Raw genomic sequence first — 13,407 nt, forward strand, 5'->3', positions numbered from 1 at the left:
CTCTACTGCGGCAAAAGTATACCCAGCACCCGGCCTGACGGACACCATTGCGTCGGCTGTTGCACCACCGACAAGCTTGGCATTACTATTGACGCATAATAAATGGGAGGGGCGACAATGCTGGAAAAATGCCGTGATGCCAAAGAACGTTGGGGCGGTGTCAGCGATATCATCGACCAGTGGCTGGAACAACGCCAGCACCTGATCCGCGTTCTGTTTTCCCTGTCGGATTGCGAGATCGGAAAGCCCCTCAACGAGCAGCTCGAGCAGTTCTGCGATCTGCTGATGGACTACCTCTCCTCCGGCCACTTCGAAGTCTACGAGCAGCTGCTGCGCGAAGGCAGTGACTACAACGACGGTAGTGTGGAAAAAGTGCAGGACCTGTTCCCCCGCATCCAACCCACCACCGATCTGGCGCTTGACTTCAATGACCGCTATGGCGCGTTCGACAACCCCACGCTGCGTGAGATCCGGGACTTTGCAGAAGACCTGTCGCGCCTGTGCGAAACGCTGGAAGACCGGTTTGAACTGGAAGACCAGCTGATCGAAATACTCCATAACGCCCATCGCCCGGCGGCCGCCGAAGCGTGAAACGAGCCGCAGCTCTCCTGTGCAGCGCCCTGCTGCTGAGTGCCTGCGGTAGTGGCGATCCTCCCGAAAGCTGGGAAGCATACACCGCACAGGGGGCCTACAGTGCCACCCTGTCACCTGATGGTCGCCACGCGATCATCGGCTCCACCCAGCACGGTGGCAGCTACTGGGATACCCGCCTGAACGAGCGCCTCTACGACTGGAACCACAAGGCCGACGGCTACACCAATATCGTCGACAGCAGCTTCTCCTCCGATGGCCGTTTCGCGGCCACAGCCAGCAGTATCGACCTGGTACTCTGGAACACCGACGACGGCAAACCGGTCTGGTACTGGATTGCGCCCTCCGAGGTGCTGTCGATCGCACTGTCCGCCAATGGTAACTATGCGCTGCTGGGACAGGGCAACCATCAAGCGGTCTATTTCGATATCCAGAACGGCGGTATCCGCCGTACCCTGCTGCATCCGGCCAGAGTCAGCGCCGTTGCGCTCGATAACATCGGCAGCCTGGCACTGACCGGCGCCGACGACTACAGCACCAGGCTCTGGGATATCAAAACCGGGGAGGAGCTGCACAGCATCCAGTTTGAAAACACAGTGGATACCGTGGAGCTATCGGATGATGGGCGTTTCGCCTTCAGCTCGGCCACCCTGGACAAGGCCTATATCTGGGATACCCGGAGCGGCGAGATTCTGCACACGCTCAGCGGTGATGAGATGCTGTGGAAAAAACGTATCAGCTATATCAGCGCGCGTTTCTCTGCCGACGGCCAGCAACTTCTCACCGGCACCGCCTCCGGCAGCGTTCAGCTCTGGGACGTCAGCTCCGGGGCGGAGCTGCGGCACTGGAAAACCCACAAGCGTGAAGCCTACGGGCCGACTAGCACCAGCATAGAAGCGGTGGGGTTTGGCAGTGATGGCAGCTACTACGCCATCGGTTCCAACGGGTTGCTGAACGTACTGCGGTAAAACGCTTCACCTTCCCTATGTCAACCTGAGCCCCGAATGCTGGAAACAAAAACGGCCGCAGATGCGGCCGTTTTCAATCAACACTGAGAGTTTTACTGGGCAGCTGCGGAATCCGATTCCGGATTCACTTCCAGCAGCTCCACTTCAAACACCAGGGTTTCGTTCGGGCCGATGGCGTTACCCATGCCGCCCGGGCCGTAAGCCAGGTCAGACGGGATCACCAGGCGCGCCTTGCCGCCCTCTTTCATCAGCTGCAGGCCTTCGGTCCAGCCCGGAATAACACCGTTCAGCGGGAAGGAGACCGGCTGGTTGCGGGAGTAGGAGCTGTCGAATTCGGTGCCGTCGATCAGGGTGCCGCGGTAATGAACCTTGACAGTATCTTCAGCGGTCGGGCTTGTACCTTCACCGGCGGTCAGCTCTTCGTACTGCAGACCGGTGTCTGTCGTCACGACACCGTCCTTGTCACCGTTTTCGGACATGTACATGACGCCAGCTTCTTTGTTCTTCTCGGCAAGCTGGGCCATCATTTCCTGCTGTTCCTGCATCTTCTGCTGCTGGAATGACTGCATTACAGCACCGATCTCTTCATCGGTCAGCAGCGGATCTTCTCCGGAGTAGACAGTTTCCACCCCGTTACTGAAGGCATCGAAATCCAGGTCTTCAATATCCATTTTCAGCTTCTGGCCGAGGATCAGACCCAGGCTGTAGCTCAGCTTCTGCTGCTGGGTGCTCAGCTCTTCAGCCTGAAGAGCCGGTGCAGATAGAAGCGCACCACTCAGTGCCACAGCGATTAAGGTTTTCTTCATGCTCGATTCCTTAACTATTTAACGCGGGTTGTGCTGGGGTTAGGTGCCCATTAAACGCGAAAGTTCAACCACTGGCCAGAGGATCGGGGCATGCCGCATCAATAAAAGCGTCGATCTGAACCGACGCTTGCACCACCGCCTCAGCGCCCACTTCAGCCACAACCCGTTCAATATTGGCGCGGGCCAGGGCAGGTCCCGCCTCGGCCACTGGCAGGACTGTCTCTGAAAGCATCTCCCAGAGCAGCATGATCTCCACCTGTTCACAGGCCAGCTCAGCTTGCCGCATTTTTCGATAACAGTTTTCCAGTTCCGGCCGCCCGGCTTTCAGGCTGCGCACCTGGTATCTCAGCACCCGCAGTGGATGGGTCAGTTCCCGCTGCCAGCTGAGCGCTTCGCCCGCCAGCAGTTCCGCCGGCAGCAGCCGGCCCTGTTCGGCCAGATAACAGGCCAGAATCAGCCGGTTGACGCTGCAACCGACGGTCTGCAGATCCAGTGCTGTCGACTCGACACCGGGGCGTGAGTAAAGATCGAGGGCATATTGCCAGAGAGGATTATCCAGAGACATGGTTCCGGCGGCACTCCTTTGGATGCGCGGCACTAGCGCTGAAGGCCATGCGCGCTGTAACATTCGCCGCCATGATACAGATCCAGAACCTCAGCTTAAACCGCGGTGCCCTGCCTCTGCTGGAGCAGGCCAACCTGACGCTGCACGCCGGCTGGAAAGTCGGCATCGTCGGCAACAACGGTGTCGGTAAATCCAGCCTGTTCAAGCTGCTGCTTGGCGAGTTGCACCCGGATGCCGGTGAACTGCAGATACCTGCAGGGCTTTCCATCGCCCATATGGCGCAGGAGGTCTCGGCCACGGACCGTTCGGCACTGGACTACGTGCTGGACGGCGATGCCCGCCTGCGCGAAGTGCAGCAGCAACTGGCAGAGGCGGAAGCAGCCCACCAGGCCGGCCGGATCGGCGAACTTCATGCCGAACTGGAGGCGATCGATGGTTACCGGGCCGAATCCCGTGCCCATCAGCTGCTCGATGGCCTCGGTTTCATGCCCGGCGATGGCGAGCGTCCGGTGAGCAGTTTCTCCGGTGGCTGGCGCATCCGCCTTAACCTGGCCCAGGCACTGATGTGCCGCTCCGACCTGCTGCTGCTCGACGAGCCCACCAACCACCTGGATCTGGATGCCACCATCTGGCTCGAGCAGTGGCTCAAGCTCTACCCGGGTACGCTGCTGCTGATCTCCCACGACCGGGATTTTATCGACGCCGTGGTCGGCCAGGTCGCACATATGCACAACCGCCAGCTGACCCTCTATAAGGGCGGCTACTCCGCCTTTGAACGCCTGCGCGCGGAAAAGCTCTCGCAGCAGCAGGCGGCCTACGAGAAACAGCAGGCGCGTATCGAACAGATCGAGAGCTTCGTGCGCCGCTTCAAGGCCAAGGCCTCCAAGGCCAAGCAGGCACAGAGCCGGGTGAAAGAGCTGGAGCGGATGGAGCAGCTGTCACCGGCGCACATCGACAGTCCGTTCAGTTTCACCTTCGACTGCTCGGACAAGCTGTCATCACCACTGTTGACGCTCTATGACGCCGATCTGGGTTACCCCGGCCGTACCGTACTCAAGGATATCGCCCTAACCCTGACCCCGGGCGAGCGAATCGGCCTGCTGGGCCATAACGGCGCCGGTAAATCGACCCTGATCAAGAGCCTGGTCGGCTCCGTGGATCTGCTCAACGGCGAGCGCCACGAGGGCGAACACCTGGAGATCGGCTACTTTGCCCAGCATCAGCTGGAAGCCCTGGATCTGCAGGCATCGCCGCTATTGCACCTGCAACGTATTTCACCCAAGAGTAGCGACCAGGAGTTGCGTAACTTTCTCGGCAGCTTCGGCTTTATCGGCGACCAGGCGCTGGATCCGGTGGGGAGCTTTTCCGGCGGCGAGAAAGCCCGGGTGGCCCTGGCGCTTATCGCCTGGCGCAAGCCCAACCTGCTGCTTCTCGACGAACCCACCAACCACCTGGACCTGGAGGTCCGTCACGCGCTTACATTGGCCCTGCAATCTTTCGACGGTGCACTGATTCTGGTCTCCCACGACCGCCACCTGATCCGCAACAGCGTGGACCGTTTCCTGCTGGTCGCCGACGGCGGTGTCAGTGAATTCAATGGAGACCTGGACGACTACCACCAGTGGCTGGCTCAACAGCGGCGCAACGGTCAGGGCTCAGCCCCACAGGCGCCACGTGAAAGCCGCTCCCTGAGCGCCGCCGAGCGCAAGGAGCAGAAACGCCTCGAAGCGGAACGTCGCGCACAGCTGCGCCCGCTGAAGAAGGAAGTGGATAGGCTGGAGATAGCGCTGGAGAAAACCGGCGATGCGCTAGGCAAGGTGGAACAGGCGCTTTCGGATCCCGCGATCTACGAGGATGCGGCGAAAGAGCAGCTGAAAACCCTGCTCGCCGATCAGGCCCGGTTGACCCGGGAACAGCAACAGATCGAGGAGCAGTGGCTGGAGCAGCTCGAAGCGCTCGAGCAGCTCCAGGCGGAACTGGATCAGCCGGGCGATTAAGCCACCCGGCTGCCTGAACTCAGCGTCTGGGTCAGACTGTCCAGATCCTCACGACGCTCCCTGAGGGTGTCCATCGCCGCCTCGACACTGTCCAGTTCAAGCCCCAGCGACTGGTATAAAGCCGGCTCCAGCGCCTGGACAGGACCGTCGGCCAGACCTTCCTTTCGCAACAGCACCTGCGTCAGACGCAGCAGACGGGCATACACCTCAGCCTCGCCACCCGGCGAGGCGAGCTGCTGCTGACGAATGGCTGAAGACACCTCTTCCGGCAGGTTCCAGCTATCCAGCAGCCAGCCACCGACCTGATCCCGGGTAACCCTGAGCACATGCTGCTCCACCCTCTGGGGTTCCAGATGGGGGTTGGCTTCGATATAGCGGGACAGAATCGAGAACTGGGGCTGGAACAGATGGGCCAGCACCAGGTAGCCGAAGTTGTTCAACAGACCCGACAGATAGGCGATACCGATTTTTGGCCGCTTATCCACCGGCGTGCGACGCGCCAGCAGCTCGCAAAGGGTGGCGGTATAAACCGACTGTTTCCAGTAGGGCATGGAGCCGCGCGGCGTATCCTCCGGCAGGTTCAGCACCTGTCCCATGCTGATACCCAGCGCCAGGTTCACCACCAGGTCAAACCCGAGAACGCGGATGATGGCGTCTTCGATGGAATTCACCTCGCCGGGTGCGGCATAGTAAGGTGATGCCGACCAGCTCATCACCTGGGCCGAGATACTCGGGTCGAGCCGCACCACCTTTACCAGATCAGAAACTTCCGCGTCCGGATCGGAGCGCAGCATAATAATTTTCTGCGCCGTGGGCGCCAGTGCCGGCAGCCCCAGGGTATCTTCCAGCCGCTGCTGAATACGCAGCGCGGTGAAGCGCTCCACGGCTCGGGTTATCGCAACTACATCCTGAGCGCCATCGGAGGCTGTCTGCAGCGGTATGTTGGCCAGCGCCACACCCAGCTCACCGAACTGAGCCTGCTGCCTTGCTGCAGAGGAAAAGCGCCAGCGGAAACACAAACCGCTGTTCAGTTCACAGAGTTCGATATCGTCCTGCGCCTGCAGAGATCCATCCACCAGCAGCGGAAAGGACTCCATCAGACGCTGCTGCCCCTGCTCAGTTTGCAGGCCATTTTGCGAGAAAAAGCGCTGCGCATCCTCGCCCCGCGCTGTTCGCAGCTTGCGCCCGGACAGCGACCACAGGGTGGCCATATTAAGCAGTACATTGGAGGGCACCAGGACCAGCACCTTGCCTTCGGCATCGTGCATCAGCACCAGCCTTACACAGGGCTTCTCAGGGTCGTCACATGCGGGAATCTGCACACCTACGGTCACAAAAAATCTCCGGATCAGGAAGGGGAACAACGTATCTGCCCATACGCTCCCAGCGAATACCCTAGATTATATGTGTGCATCTCCGCCGATCGCAAAAGCCTTTTGCTTTCAACGCATAAGTATTCTGGCACTTATTCCGGTACTGAGGAGAGGCCCGCTCAGAGACGGGCGATGTGGTTGACGCCGATCTGGCGGCGCAGCTGCTTGATCACTTTGGCGAGATGGACACGGTTAAACACCATCAGCTCCATCTGCACGCTGTACAGCTGCCCTTCGCGTTCACCGCTGTCGATCTTGAGCAGGTTGGCGCCCGCAGAGGCTACTGCCATGGCGAGATGAGCGATAATGCCGCGCTGTGACTCCACCGCCAGTGACAGGGCGACGGGATATTCATCTTCGGCCGCGTTGGACCATTCGAGATAGACACACTTTTCTGCATCTTCACGCAGATAGCGGATATTGCGGCAGTCGGTGCGGTGCACCACCAGGCCACGCCCGGTGCTGATATGACCAAGAATGGTATCGCCGGGAATCGGGTGGCAGCACTTGGCATAGTGCATCACCATTCCCTCGGTGCCGTGAATCGCCAGCGGTTTGCCCTGGGTTGAAGACACTAGGGTTGTCTGCTCGCCGCCCTCTATCGGCGCTTCCGGCCGCAGCCGGCGGGCCACCACGTAGGCCATGCGGTTACCCATACCGATATCTTCCAGCAGCGCATCCAGGTCTTTCAGCTCCGCTTCATCAAGCAACGCCTGGAGTTTTTCCGGGTTGATATCATCGATGCCGGCGCCATAGTTCGCCATGAACTGGTTAAGCAGACGCCTTCCCAGCTCCACCGATTCATGACGCTGCTGGTTTTTCAGGAAGTGACGGATGCTGGAACGGGCCTTGCCGGTGACCACGAAGTTAAGCCAGGCCATGTTAGGCTGGGCCCGGGGCGTGGTGATGATCTCCACGGTCTGGCCGCTATCCAAAGGCTCAGATAGAGGGGCCAGGCGGCGGTTGATGCGGCAGGAGACGCAGGAGTTACCCACATCGGTGTGCACCGCGTAGGCGAAATCCACCGGAGTGGCGCCACGCGGCAACTCCAGAATGCGCCCCTTGGGCGTGAATACGTAAACCTCGTCGGGGAAGAGGTCTTTCTTGACGTGCTCGATGAACTCCATGGAGTCGCCGGCACGGCGCTGCATCTCCAGCAGTCCCTGCACCCATTTGCGTGCCCGGTTATAGGAGCCGACGGCACTGTCGGAGTCACCATAAACCTTGTAGTGGGAGTGCTCGGCGATCCCCTGGCTGGCCACGGCATCCATCTCGCGGGTGCGGATCTGCACCTCAATAGTGATACCCCGGGCGCCGAACAGCGCGGTGTGCAGCGACTGGTAGCCGTTCGCCTTGGGAATAGCGATGTAATCCTTGAACCGCCCCGGTACCGGCTTATACAGGTTATGTACCGCACCGAGGATACGGTAGCAGTCATCCACCGTATCGGTGACCACGCGGAAGGCGAATACATCCATGATCTCGGAAAACGCCTTACGCTGCGTCTTCATCTTGCGGTAGATGCTGTAGAGATGTTTCTCGCGACCGGTGACGATACCGGGCAGATGTTCCTTGTCGATCCGGCCCTGGATCGCCTGCTCGATCTGGGTGATCACATCGCGTCGCTGCCCCCGCGCCTTGACCACCGCACGGCGAATATAGCGCGCCCGCATCGGGTAGAACGCCTGGAACGCCAGATCCTCAAGCTCCACCTGCAGATCACGCATACCGAGGCGCGCGGCGATCGGCGAATAGATATCCAGGGTTTCACGGGCGATACGACGCTGTTTAACCGGCGGCATGGCACCGAGGGTGCGCATGTTATGCAGGCGGTCCGCCAGTTTGACGAGGATAACGCGGATATCCTCGGCCATGGCCAGGACCATCTTCTGGAAGTTCTCAGCCTGGGCTTCGGCCTTGGTTTCAAATTCCAGATGGGTCAGCTTGGAGACACCGTCGACGATATCCGCCACCGGCTTGCCGAACTGGGTCTCGATCCCCTCGTAGCTGATTTCGGTATCTTCGATCACGTCATGCAGCATGGCGGCCATCAGACTCTGATGATCCATGTGCATTTCGGAGAGCACACCGGCCACCGCCAGCGGATGGGTCACGTAGGGTTCGCCGCTTTTACGGCGCTGGCCGTCATGGGCCTGTTCAGCGTAGAAATAGGCGCGACGAACCTGCCGGATCTGTTCCAGATCCAGGTATTCGGTCAGGCTGTCTGAAAGGGCGTCTATGGTCGGCATCATATCTCTGGAACCTCAAACCCGCCGGCATCAATTGCTCGACTCACCGGCGAAAGCTCTATGGGATGATGATGCCGTATCGGAACGCGGAGGGAAAGATCAGGCCTCTTCGCGCTCGTCGAGGATGGTACGGTCGACGTGGCCTTCAGCGATTTCACGCAGGGCAACGACGGTGGGCTTGTCGTTTTCCCACTCAACCATCGGGTCTTTGCCACCGGTGGCAATCTGACGTGCACGGCGGGATGCGACCATCACCAGCTCAAAGCGGTTATCGAGATTATCCAGGCAATCTTCAACTGTTACTCGTGCCATTGCGGTCCTCGGCGGGAAATTGGGTGATAAAAATAAAAACAGTCGGCTAGTTTACGATTCGATCAAAGCTTAGACAAGAGTGCAGTAAGCAAAGCCTCATGGCGCTGCTGCTGTCTATCCTGTGTCAGGCGTGCGCTTCTGAAGATCGAGACCAGGTCCGCCAGCGCCGTTTCAAAGTCGTCATTGATAACCAGATAATCGAATTCGCTGTAGTGGCTGATCTCGGAAACCGTTTTCGACAGGCGCTTCTGGATCACCTCTTCGGTATCGGTACCCCGACCGCGCAGGCGGCGCTCCAGCACTTCGCGGCTCGGCGGCAGAATAAACACCGAGCGCGCCTGTGGCATCAGACGGCGAACCTGCTCCGCGCCCTGCCAGTCGATCTCAAGGATCACATCCAGCCCCTTGTTGAGCTGCTCCTGAACCCAGACCTGTGAGGTGCCGTACTTGTTGCCGAACACCTCGGCATACTCGAGGAACTGTCCGTTTTCGATCTTGGTCTCAAACTGCTCGGGGGTGACGAAGTTGTAATCCACACCCTCTATTTCACCTTCACGACATGGACGCGTGGTGTGCGAAACCGACACCACCACTTGGGAATCTCGTTCAAGAAGCGCCTTCACCAGGCTGGTCTTGCCGGCGCCCGATGGTGCCGAGACGATGTAAAGATGACCCAGATGTTTCATGTCGCTAGCTGCCCTCTGTTCGCAAAGGCGGCAGTCTAGCAGAAAGCGGCCCGATCGCCGACTCTCGCCGGCGTTATCCTTTCAATGTTTCCAGCAGGCTGTCGGGGACAAACTCGGTATCCTTCACCCGCTTGGTGACGATATAGGTGTAATAGCGGCGCAGACCGATATCGGCATTGAGCATGCGATCGACAAAACGCTGGTATTCATCCACCGAAGGCGCAATCACCTTCAGCAGGTAATCGATACCGCCACCCAGGGCATAGCACTCCAGCACCTCGGGCTGCTCCTGCATGGTGCGCTCAAAGCGGGAAAAGTCCGCCGCCAGGTGACTGCTCAGCTCCGCCTCCATGAACACGATGGTCTGGCGGCTGAACGCCGACCAGGCGATACGTGCGCCGTAGCCCTCGATCAGCCCCAGCTTTTCCAGATGCTGAAGACGTTCCCAGCAGGGCGTGGGAGACAGGTTCACGCGCCGGGCCAGCTCGGTTTTGGTGATGCGTCCCTCCTGTTGCAGAATCGACAGCATCTGAATATCACGATCATCCAGTTTTACACGCATGCAGCGTTTATGACTCCCTATAATCCAGGTCCGTTTTCATGTCCGCTCAACTGTCGATCAGGGTGCCCAGGCCTTTTGCCGTGGCGCGATGCAACGCCAGGTCGGCAATCGCGGTATCCTGCACACCGGTGCCGGTCAGGTCACACAGGGTAATCTGATCCTCCGCTACCCGTCCCGGAACCAGTCCGGCACTGATGCCGGGCAGCTCCGGCAGTACGGTATCGGCACTGATCAGTCCGGCCTTCACCGCCGAGCGCATCTCGCCCCGTTCCAGCGACTGACTGACACGATCCACCGCCACCAGGTCCGCTTTGGCAAACACCGCCGGATCGATCTCGTTCTTTTCCGGTGAATCCGTACCCATGGCCGTGATATGTAGCCCCGGATGCAGCCAGTCGGCGCTGATCACCGGTTCCTTCGCCGGCGTGGTGGTAATCACCACCTGCGATGACTTCACCAGTGCCTCGGCACTATCGGCCACGCTGACCGGTATACCCAGCACACCCGTCTGCTCTCTGGCATACTGCTCCGCCTTGGCCCGATCCCGGCCCCAGACCTGGAGCCTCTCCACCTGCCGCTCCAGCAGCAGCGCCTGCGCCTGCAAACGCGCCTGCAGTCCGGTACCTATCACACCGGCAGTAGTGACCTGCCGCGGCGCCATGAAGCGCGCCGCCACACCACCCGCGGCGGCTGTGCGGATATCGGTCAGGTAGCCGTTGTCGAGCAGCACCGCAGAAACAATGCCGGTTTCGGCCGAGAGCACCACCATCAGACCGTTCAGGCTGGGCAGCCCCTTTAGCGGGTTATCGAAAAAGCCGGGGCTGACCTTGATGGCGAAGTTTTCCATGCCGGGCACGAAGGCGGTTTTCACATCCACCTCGCCGTTCACCTGCGGCAGCTCCATGCTCAGCACCGGCGGCATCACCACGCCGCCCTGCGCCAGTCGCGCAAAAGCGGCGGCAATCACGTCGTGAACCTCTTTGCTGAGCGAAACGCACTGACGCAGCTCCGCTTCCGTCAGGATCTTGATCTTGGCCATGACTACCTCTCTGTCTTTTCCCAGACCCGATGGCTGCCATTGACGATGGCGGTGAAGTCATCCATATCCACGTTGCGCCCGGACAGGATAATCGCCACCCGTTTACCCAGCAGATCTCCCAGCGCCTGGCGCCGCTCGGGTTCAAGCAGCAGTGCTGCCCCCAGGGTACTGGCGCCCTCGGCAACGAGCTGCTCCTGGCGGTAGATATGACACTGGCTGCGGGCGATCTCCTGCTCGTTAAGCAAAACGTAGTGGTCCATCAGGGTCCGCACATGATCGAAGGTGTAGCGGTTGGCGAGACCTATGCCCCCACCGAGGGAGTCAGCCAGGGTTTCCAGCTCCTCCACCTCCACCGGTTCTCCGGCTTGCAGGCTTGCCGCCATGGCAGCACCGCGCTCCGGACTTACGCCGATAATGTGGATATCGGGCTTGATCGCCTTGGCGGCCAGCGCGATACCACTGAGCAGACCGCCGCCGGACAGCCCGATGATCAGGGTATCCACCTCCGGCCAGTCTTCAAGAATCTCCAGGCCGATGGTGCCCTGCCCGGCAATCACATCGGCATGATCAAAGGGCGGAATCTCGCTCATGCCCTGTTCGGCGACCAGCTTGTCCACCAGTTCCTGCGCCTCGTCCTGGCTGCGGCCATGGATACGGATCTCGGCGCCCAGGGCGCGGATCGCCTCCACCTTGTTGCCCGGCACCAGCGATGACATGCAGATGGTGGCGCGGGCACCGCGCTGTGACGCGGCCCAGGCAAGCGCGCGACCATGATTACCGGTGGATGCGCAGACCACGCCCCGCGCGAGCTGTGCTTCGCTCAGGTTGGCCAGGGCGTTAACGGCACCACGCAACTTGAAGGCACCGGTGGGCTGGGTGGTCTCCAGCTTCAGGCGTACCTCGGTGTGTTCATCGCTGAGGCTGAATGCCGGAATCAGCGGTGTGCGGGTGACCTGACCCGCTATCGCCCGCCGAGCTCGGTAAACAGCCGCCAGATCTATCAGTTTCATGCGACCAGACCATTCTCGGATGACATCAGTTTGAGACGCTGCAGCGCCATGGCGATATGGCGGCGACGCAGATTACCCACGGCCACCATCTGGCCCGTTTCCAGCAGCTGCAGGGTTTCCCGTATTTCATTGGCGAACATGTCTGCCTCCATCGCCACGGATTCGTCACGCATCAGGAAGGGCCACATGCGCGATGACCGGTAAAACAGCTCCGTGGCCACTTCACGCAGGGCCCGGTTTCCGACCAGGTGCATCAGCTGCTCGAAAAACTCGATATTGACCTGCGCGAACAGACGCTTGGGCTTGTCGGCCTTGTGGATACTGCGCGCCCGCTCCAGGGTTTTGCGAATTGCTGCAATCAGCTCCGGCGTCGGCTGTACCGGCGTCATAATGCCCAGGTGGCAGACCAGCTCCATACGCACCTGGTACACCTCGGTCAGATAGGCGAAATCAATATCGGTGACCAGCGTGCCAACACCATGGCGGATCTCCAGCAGCCCCTCCAGCTCCAGTCGGCCCAGCACCCGGCGAACCGGCGTTCGACTGACGTCAAACTCATGCGCCAGCGCCACCTCGGACAGTCGGGTGCCCGGTTTGTAATCCAGCAGACAGATGCGACTGCGCAACGTGGAGTAGATATGCTCAAAGCGCTGCTCTGCAGTGCGCGGCAGATCTCCGTCCGGTTCAGAACCGGAGCGCTCCGGTAAAGCATTCATTGTTATTCTCGCCCGTAAAAAGAATCTTTATTCATACGGCAGGCCGACAGCCACAGGATGACGGCCGACCTGCGCGGATAAACACAGGTCAGACAACCATCACGGGGGATTTGGCCATGCCTACCACTTTCTGGGATACACCGCCGACGAGGAAGGTCTCGGCATCACCGAGACCGTGGCTGCCGATAATAATCAGATCAACCTTGTTCTTCTCGGCAAACTCCACAATCGTCTTCGCGGTGTGGCCGCTTTTGACGAACGCCCGCACCCCCTGGGATCCGTGTTCGATGGCGTATTTGCGAAAGCTTTCCGCCACCTCCTTGGAGTAGCTCTGCATCAGGTCATCCATATGTTCCGGCTCCCTGGGGCGCACCATCGACATGGAGGCTTCGCGCAGGCTGTGGTGACGGTAGACGGACAGAATCATCAGCTCGGAGCCATGTATCTTCTGCATTTCCACTGCCACTTTAAGCGCTTCGAAGGCGCCTTCCGATCCATCGACCGGCAGAAGTATACGTTTAAACACCCTCGCC

The 13,407-nt window shown here is 60.0% G+C and carries 14 protein-coding genes; 3 read left to right on the forward strand and 11 right to left on the reverse strand.

All coding sequences use genetic code 11. The features are described 5' to 3' along the window. Window positions 1-117: 117 nt before the first annotated feature. Together rsd and ACQUQP_RS00865 are read left to right on the forward strand one after the other, a co-directional pair. The gene (rsd, locus tag ACQUQP_RS00860) at window positions 118-591 is read left to right on the forward strand and encodes a sigma D regulator (RefSeq protein ID WP_432696942.1); all 474 of its coding nucleotides are present in this window, start codon (window positions 118-120) and stop codon (window positions 589-591) included. After that, window positions 588-1,559, forward strand: coding sequence for a WD40 repeat domain-containing protein (locus tag ACQUQP_RS00865; RefSeq protein WP_432696943.1), 972 nt, complete (start codon window positions 588-590; stop codon window positions 1,557-1,559). The genes rsd and ACQUQP_RS00865 overlap by 4 nt, the downstream gene beginning before the upstream one ends. Window positions 1,560-1,651: 92 nt before the next feature. Here ACQUQP_RS00865 and ACQUQP_RS00870 read toward each other — a convergent pair whose 3' ends face one another. Both ACQUQP_RS00870 and ACQUQP_RS00875 read right to left on the reverse strand, forming a co-directional pair. Further along, window positions 1,652-2,365, reverse strand: coding sequence for an FKBP-type peptidyl-prolyl cis-trans isomerase (locus tag ACQUQP_RS00870; RefSeq protein ID WP_432696944.1), 714 nt, complete (start codon window positions 2,363-2,365; stop codon window positions 1,652-1,654). Window positions 2,366-2,429: 64 nt separating this feature from the next. Next, window positions 2,430-2,930, reverse strand: a complete 501-nt coding sequence (locus tag ACQUQP_RS00875) for a TIGR02444 family protein (protein ID WP_432696945.1) — start codon at window positions 2,928-2,930, stop codon at window positions 2,430-2,432. A 71-nt stretch (window positions 2,931-3,001) separates the two neighbouring features. On the opposite strand from ACQUQP_RS00875, the gene ACQUQP_RS00880 reads away from it, so the two are divergent. Continuing rightward, window positions 3,002-4,927, forward strand: a complete 1,926-nt coding sequence (locus tag ACQUQP_RS00880; RefSeq protein WP_432698653.1) for an ATP-binding cassette domain-containing protein — start codon at window positions 3,002-3,004, stop codon at window positions 4,925-4,927. Here ACQUQP_RS00880 and ACQUQP_RS00885 read toward each other — a convergent pair. From ACQUQP_RS00885 to ACQUQP_RS00925, 9 genes are all read right to left on the reverse strand, one after another. Then, the gene (locus ACQUQP_RS00885; protein WP_432696946.1) at window positions 4,924-6,261 is read right to left on the reverse strand and encodes an aminoacyl-tRNA deacylase and HDOD domain-containing protein; all 1,338 of its coding nucleotides are present in this window, start codon (window positions 6,259-6,261) and stop codon (window positions 4,924-4,926) included. The two genes, ACQUQP_RS00880 and ACQUQP_RS00885, sit on opposite strands and share 4 nt — an antisense overlap. A gap of 158 nt (window positions 6,262-6,419) precedes the next feature. Continuing rightward, the gene (gene spoT / locus ACQUQP_RS00890) at window positions 6,420-8,549 is read right to left on the reverse strand and encodes a bifunctional GTP diphosphokinase/guanosine-3',5'-bis pyrophosphate 3'-pyrophosphohydrolase (protein WP_432698654.1); all 2,130 of its coding nucleotides are present in this window, start codon (window positions 8,547-8,549) and stop codon (window positions 6,420-6,422) included. Between the two features lie 99 nt (window positions 8,550-8,648). Continuing rightward, complete coding sequence (rpoZ, locus tag ACQUQP_RS00895; RefSeq protein WP_432696947.1) at window positions 8,649-8,861, reverse strand: DNA-directed RNA polymerase subunit omega; 213 nt, start codon at window positions 8,859-8,861, stop codon at window positions 8,649-8,651. Window positions 8,862-8,923: 62 nt separating this feature from the next. Then, a complete protein-coding gene (gene gmk / locus ACQUQP_RS00900) occupies window positions 8,924-9,547 on the reverse strand; it encodes a guanylate kinase (protein WP_432696948.1) in 624 nt (207 codons plus the stop codon). Between the two features lie 73 nt (window positions 9,548-9,620). Next, window positions 9,621-10,109 (reverse strand): Lrp/AsnC family transcriptional regulator, encoded by a 489-nt coding sequence (locus ACQUQP_RS00905; protein WP_432696949.1) that lies wholly within the window; start codon window positions 10,107-10,109, stop codon window positions 9,621-9,623. Between the two features lie 46 nt (window positions 10,110-10,155). Beyond that, a complete protein-coding gene (locus tag ACQUQP_RS00910; protein ID WP_432696950.1) occupies window positions 10,156-11,148 on the reverse strand; it encodes a cyclodeaminase in 993 nt (330 codons plus the stop codon). A gap of 2 nt (window positions 11,149-11,150) precedes the next feature. Further along, window positions 11,151-12,158 carry a hydroxyectoine utilization dehydratase EutB gene (gene eutB, locus ACQUQP_RS00915; RefSeq protein ID WP_432696951.1) on the reverse strand — a complete coding sequence of 336 codons (1,008 nt, stop codon included), beginning with the start codon at window positions 12,156-12,158 and terminating at the stop codon, window positions 11,151-11,153. Further along, the gene (locus ACQUQP_RS00920; RefSeq protein WP_432696952.1) at window positions 12,155-12,874 is read right to left on the reverse strand and encodes a GntR family transcriptional regulator; all 720 of its coding nucleotides are present in this window, start codon (window positions 12,872-12,874) and stop codon (window positions 12,155-12,157) included. The genes eutB and ACQUQP_RS00920 overlap by 4 nt, the downstream gene beginning before the upstream one ends. Window positions 12,875-12,962: 88 nt before the next feature. Then, window positions 12,963-13,400: a universal stress protein gene (locus ACQUQP_RS00925; protein WP_432696953.1), complete on the reverse strand. Its 438-nt coding sequence runs from the start codon at window positions 13,398-13,400 to the stop codon at window positions 12,963-12,965. Window positions 13,401-13,407 lie beyond the last annotated feature (7 nt).

This window comes from Marinobacterium sp. YM272 (genome assembly GCF_050908845.1).
Lineage (GTDB): Bacteria > Pseudomonadota > Gammaproteobacteria > Pseudomonadales > Balneatricaceae > Marinobacterium_D.

Coding starts and splice junctions, on each gene's coding strand:
- rsd (WP_432696942.1), top strand. CDS start 118: ATGCTGGAAAAATGCCGTGATGCCAAAGAACGTTGGGGCGGTGTCAGC.
- ACQUQP_RS00870 (WP_432696944.1), bottom strand. CDS start 2,365: ATGAAGAAAACCTTAATCGCTGTGGCACTGAGTGGTGCGCTTCTATCT.
- ACQUQP_RS00875 (WP_432696945.1), bottom strand. CDS start 2,930: ATGTCTCTGGATAATCCTCTCTGGCAATATGCCCTCGATCTTTACTCA.
- ACQUQP_RS00880 (WP_432698653.1), top strand. CDS start 3,002: ATGATACAGATCCAGAACCTCAGCTTAAACCGCGGTGCCCTGCCTCTG.
- spoT (WP_432698654.1), bottom strand. CDS start 8,549: ATGCCGACCATAGACGCCCTTTCAGACAGCCTGACCGAATACCTGGAT.
- rpoZ (WP_432696947.1), bottom strand. CDS start 8,861: ATGGCACGAGTAACAGTTGAAGATTGCCTGGATAATCTCGATAACCGC.
- gmk (WP_432696948.1), bottom strand. CDS start 9,547: ATGAAACATCTGGGTCATCTTTACATCGTCTCGGCACCATCGGGCGCC.
- ACQUQP_RS00905 (WP_432696949.1), bottom strand. CDS start 10,109: ATGCGTGTAAAACTGGATGATCGTGATATTCAGATGCTGTCGATTCTG.
- ACQUQP_RS00910 (WP_432696950.1), bottom strand. CDS start 11,148: ATGGCCAAGATCAAGATCCTGACGGAAGCGGAGCTGCGTCAGTGCGTT.
- eutB (WP_432696951.1), bottom strand. CDS start 12,158: ATGAAACTGATAGATCTGGCGGCTGTTTACCGAGCTCGGCGGGCGATA.
- ACQUQP_RS00920 (WP_432696952.1), bottom strand. CDS start 12,874: ATGAATGCTTTACCGGAGCGCTCCGGTTCTGAACCGGACGGAGATCTG.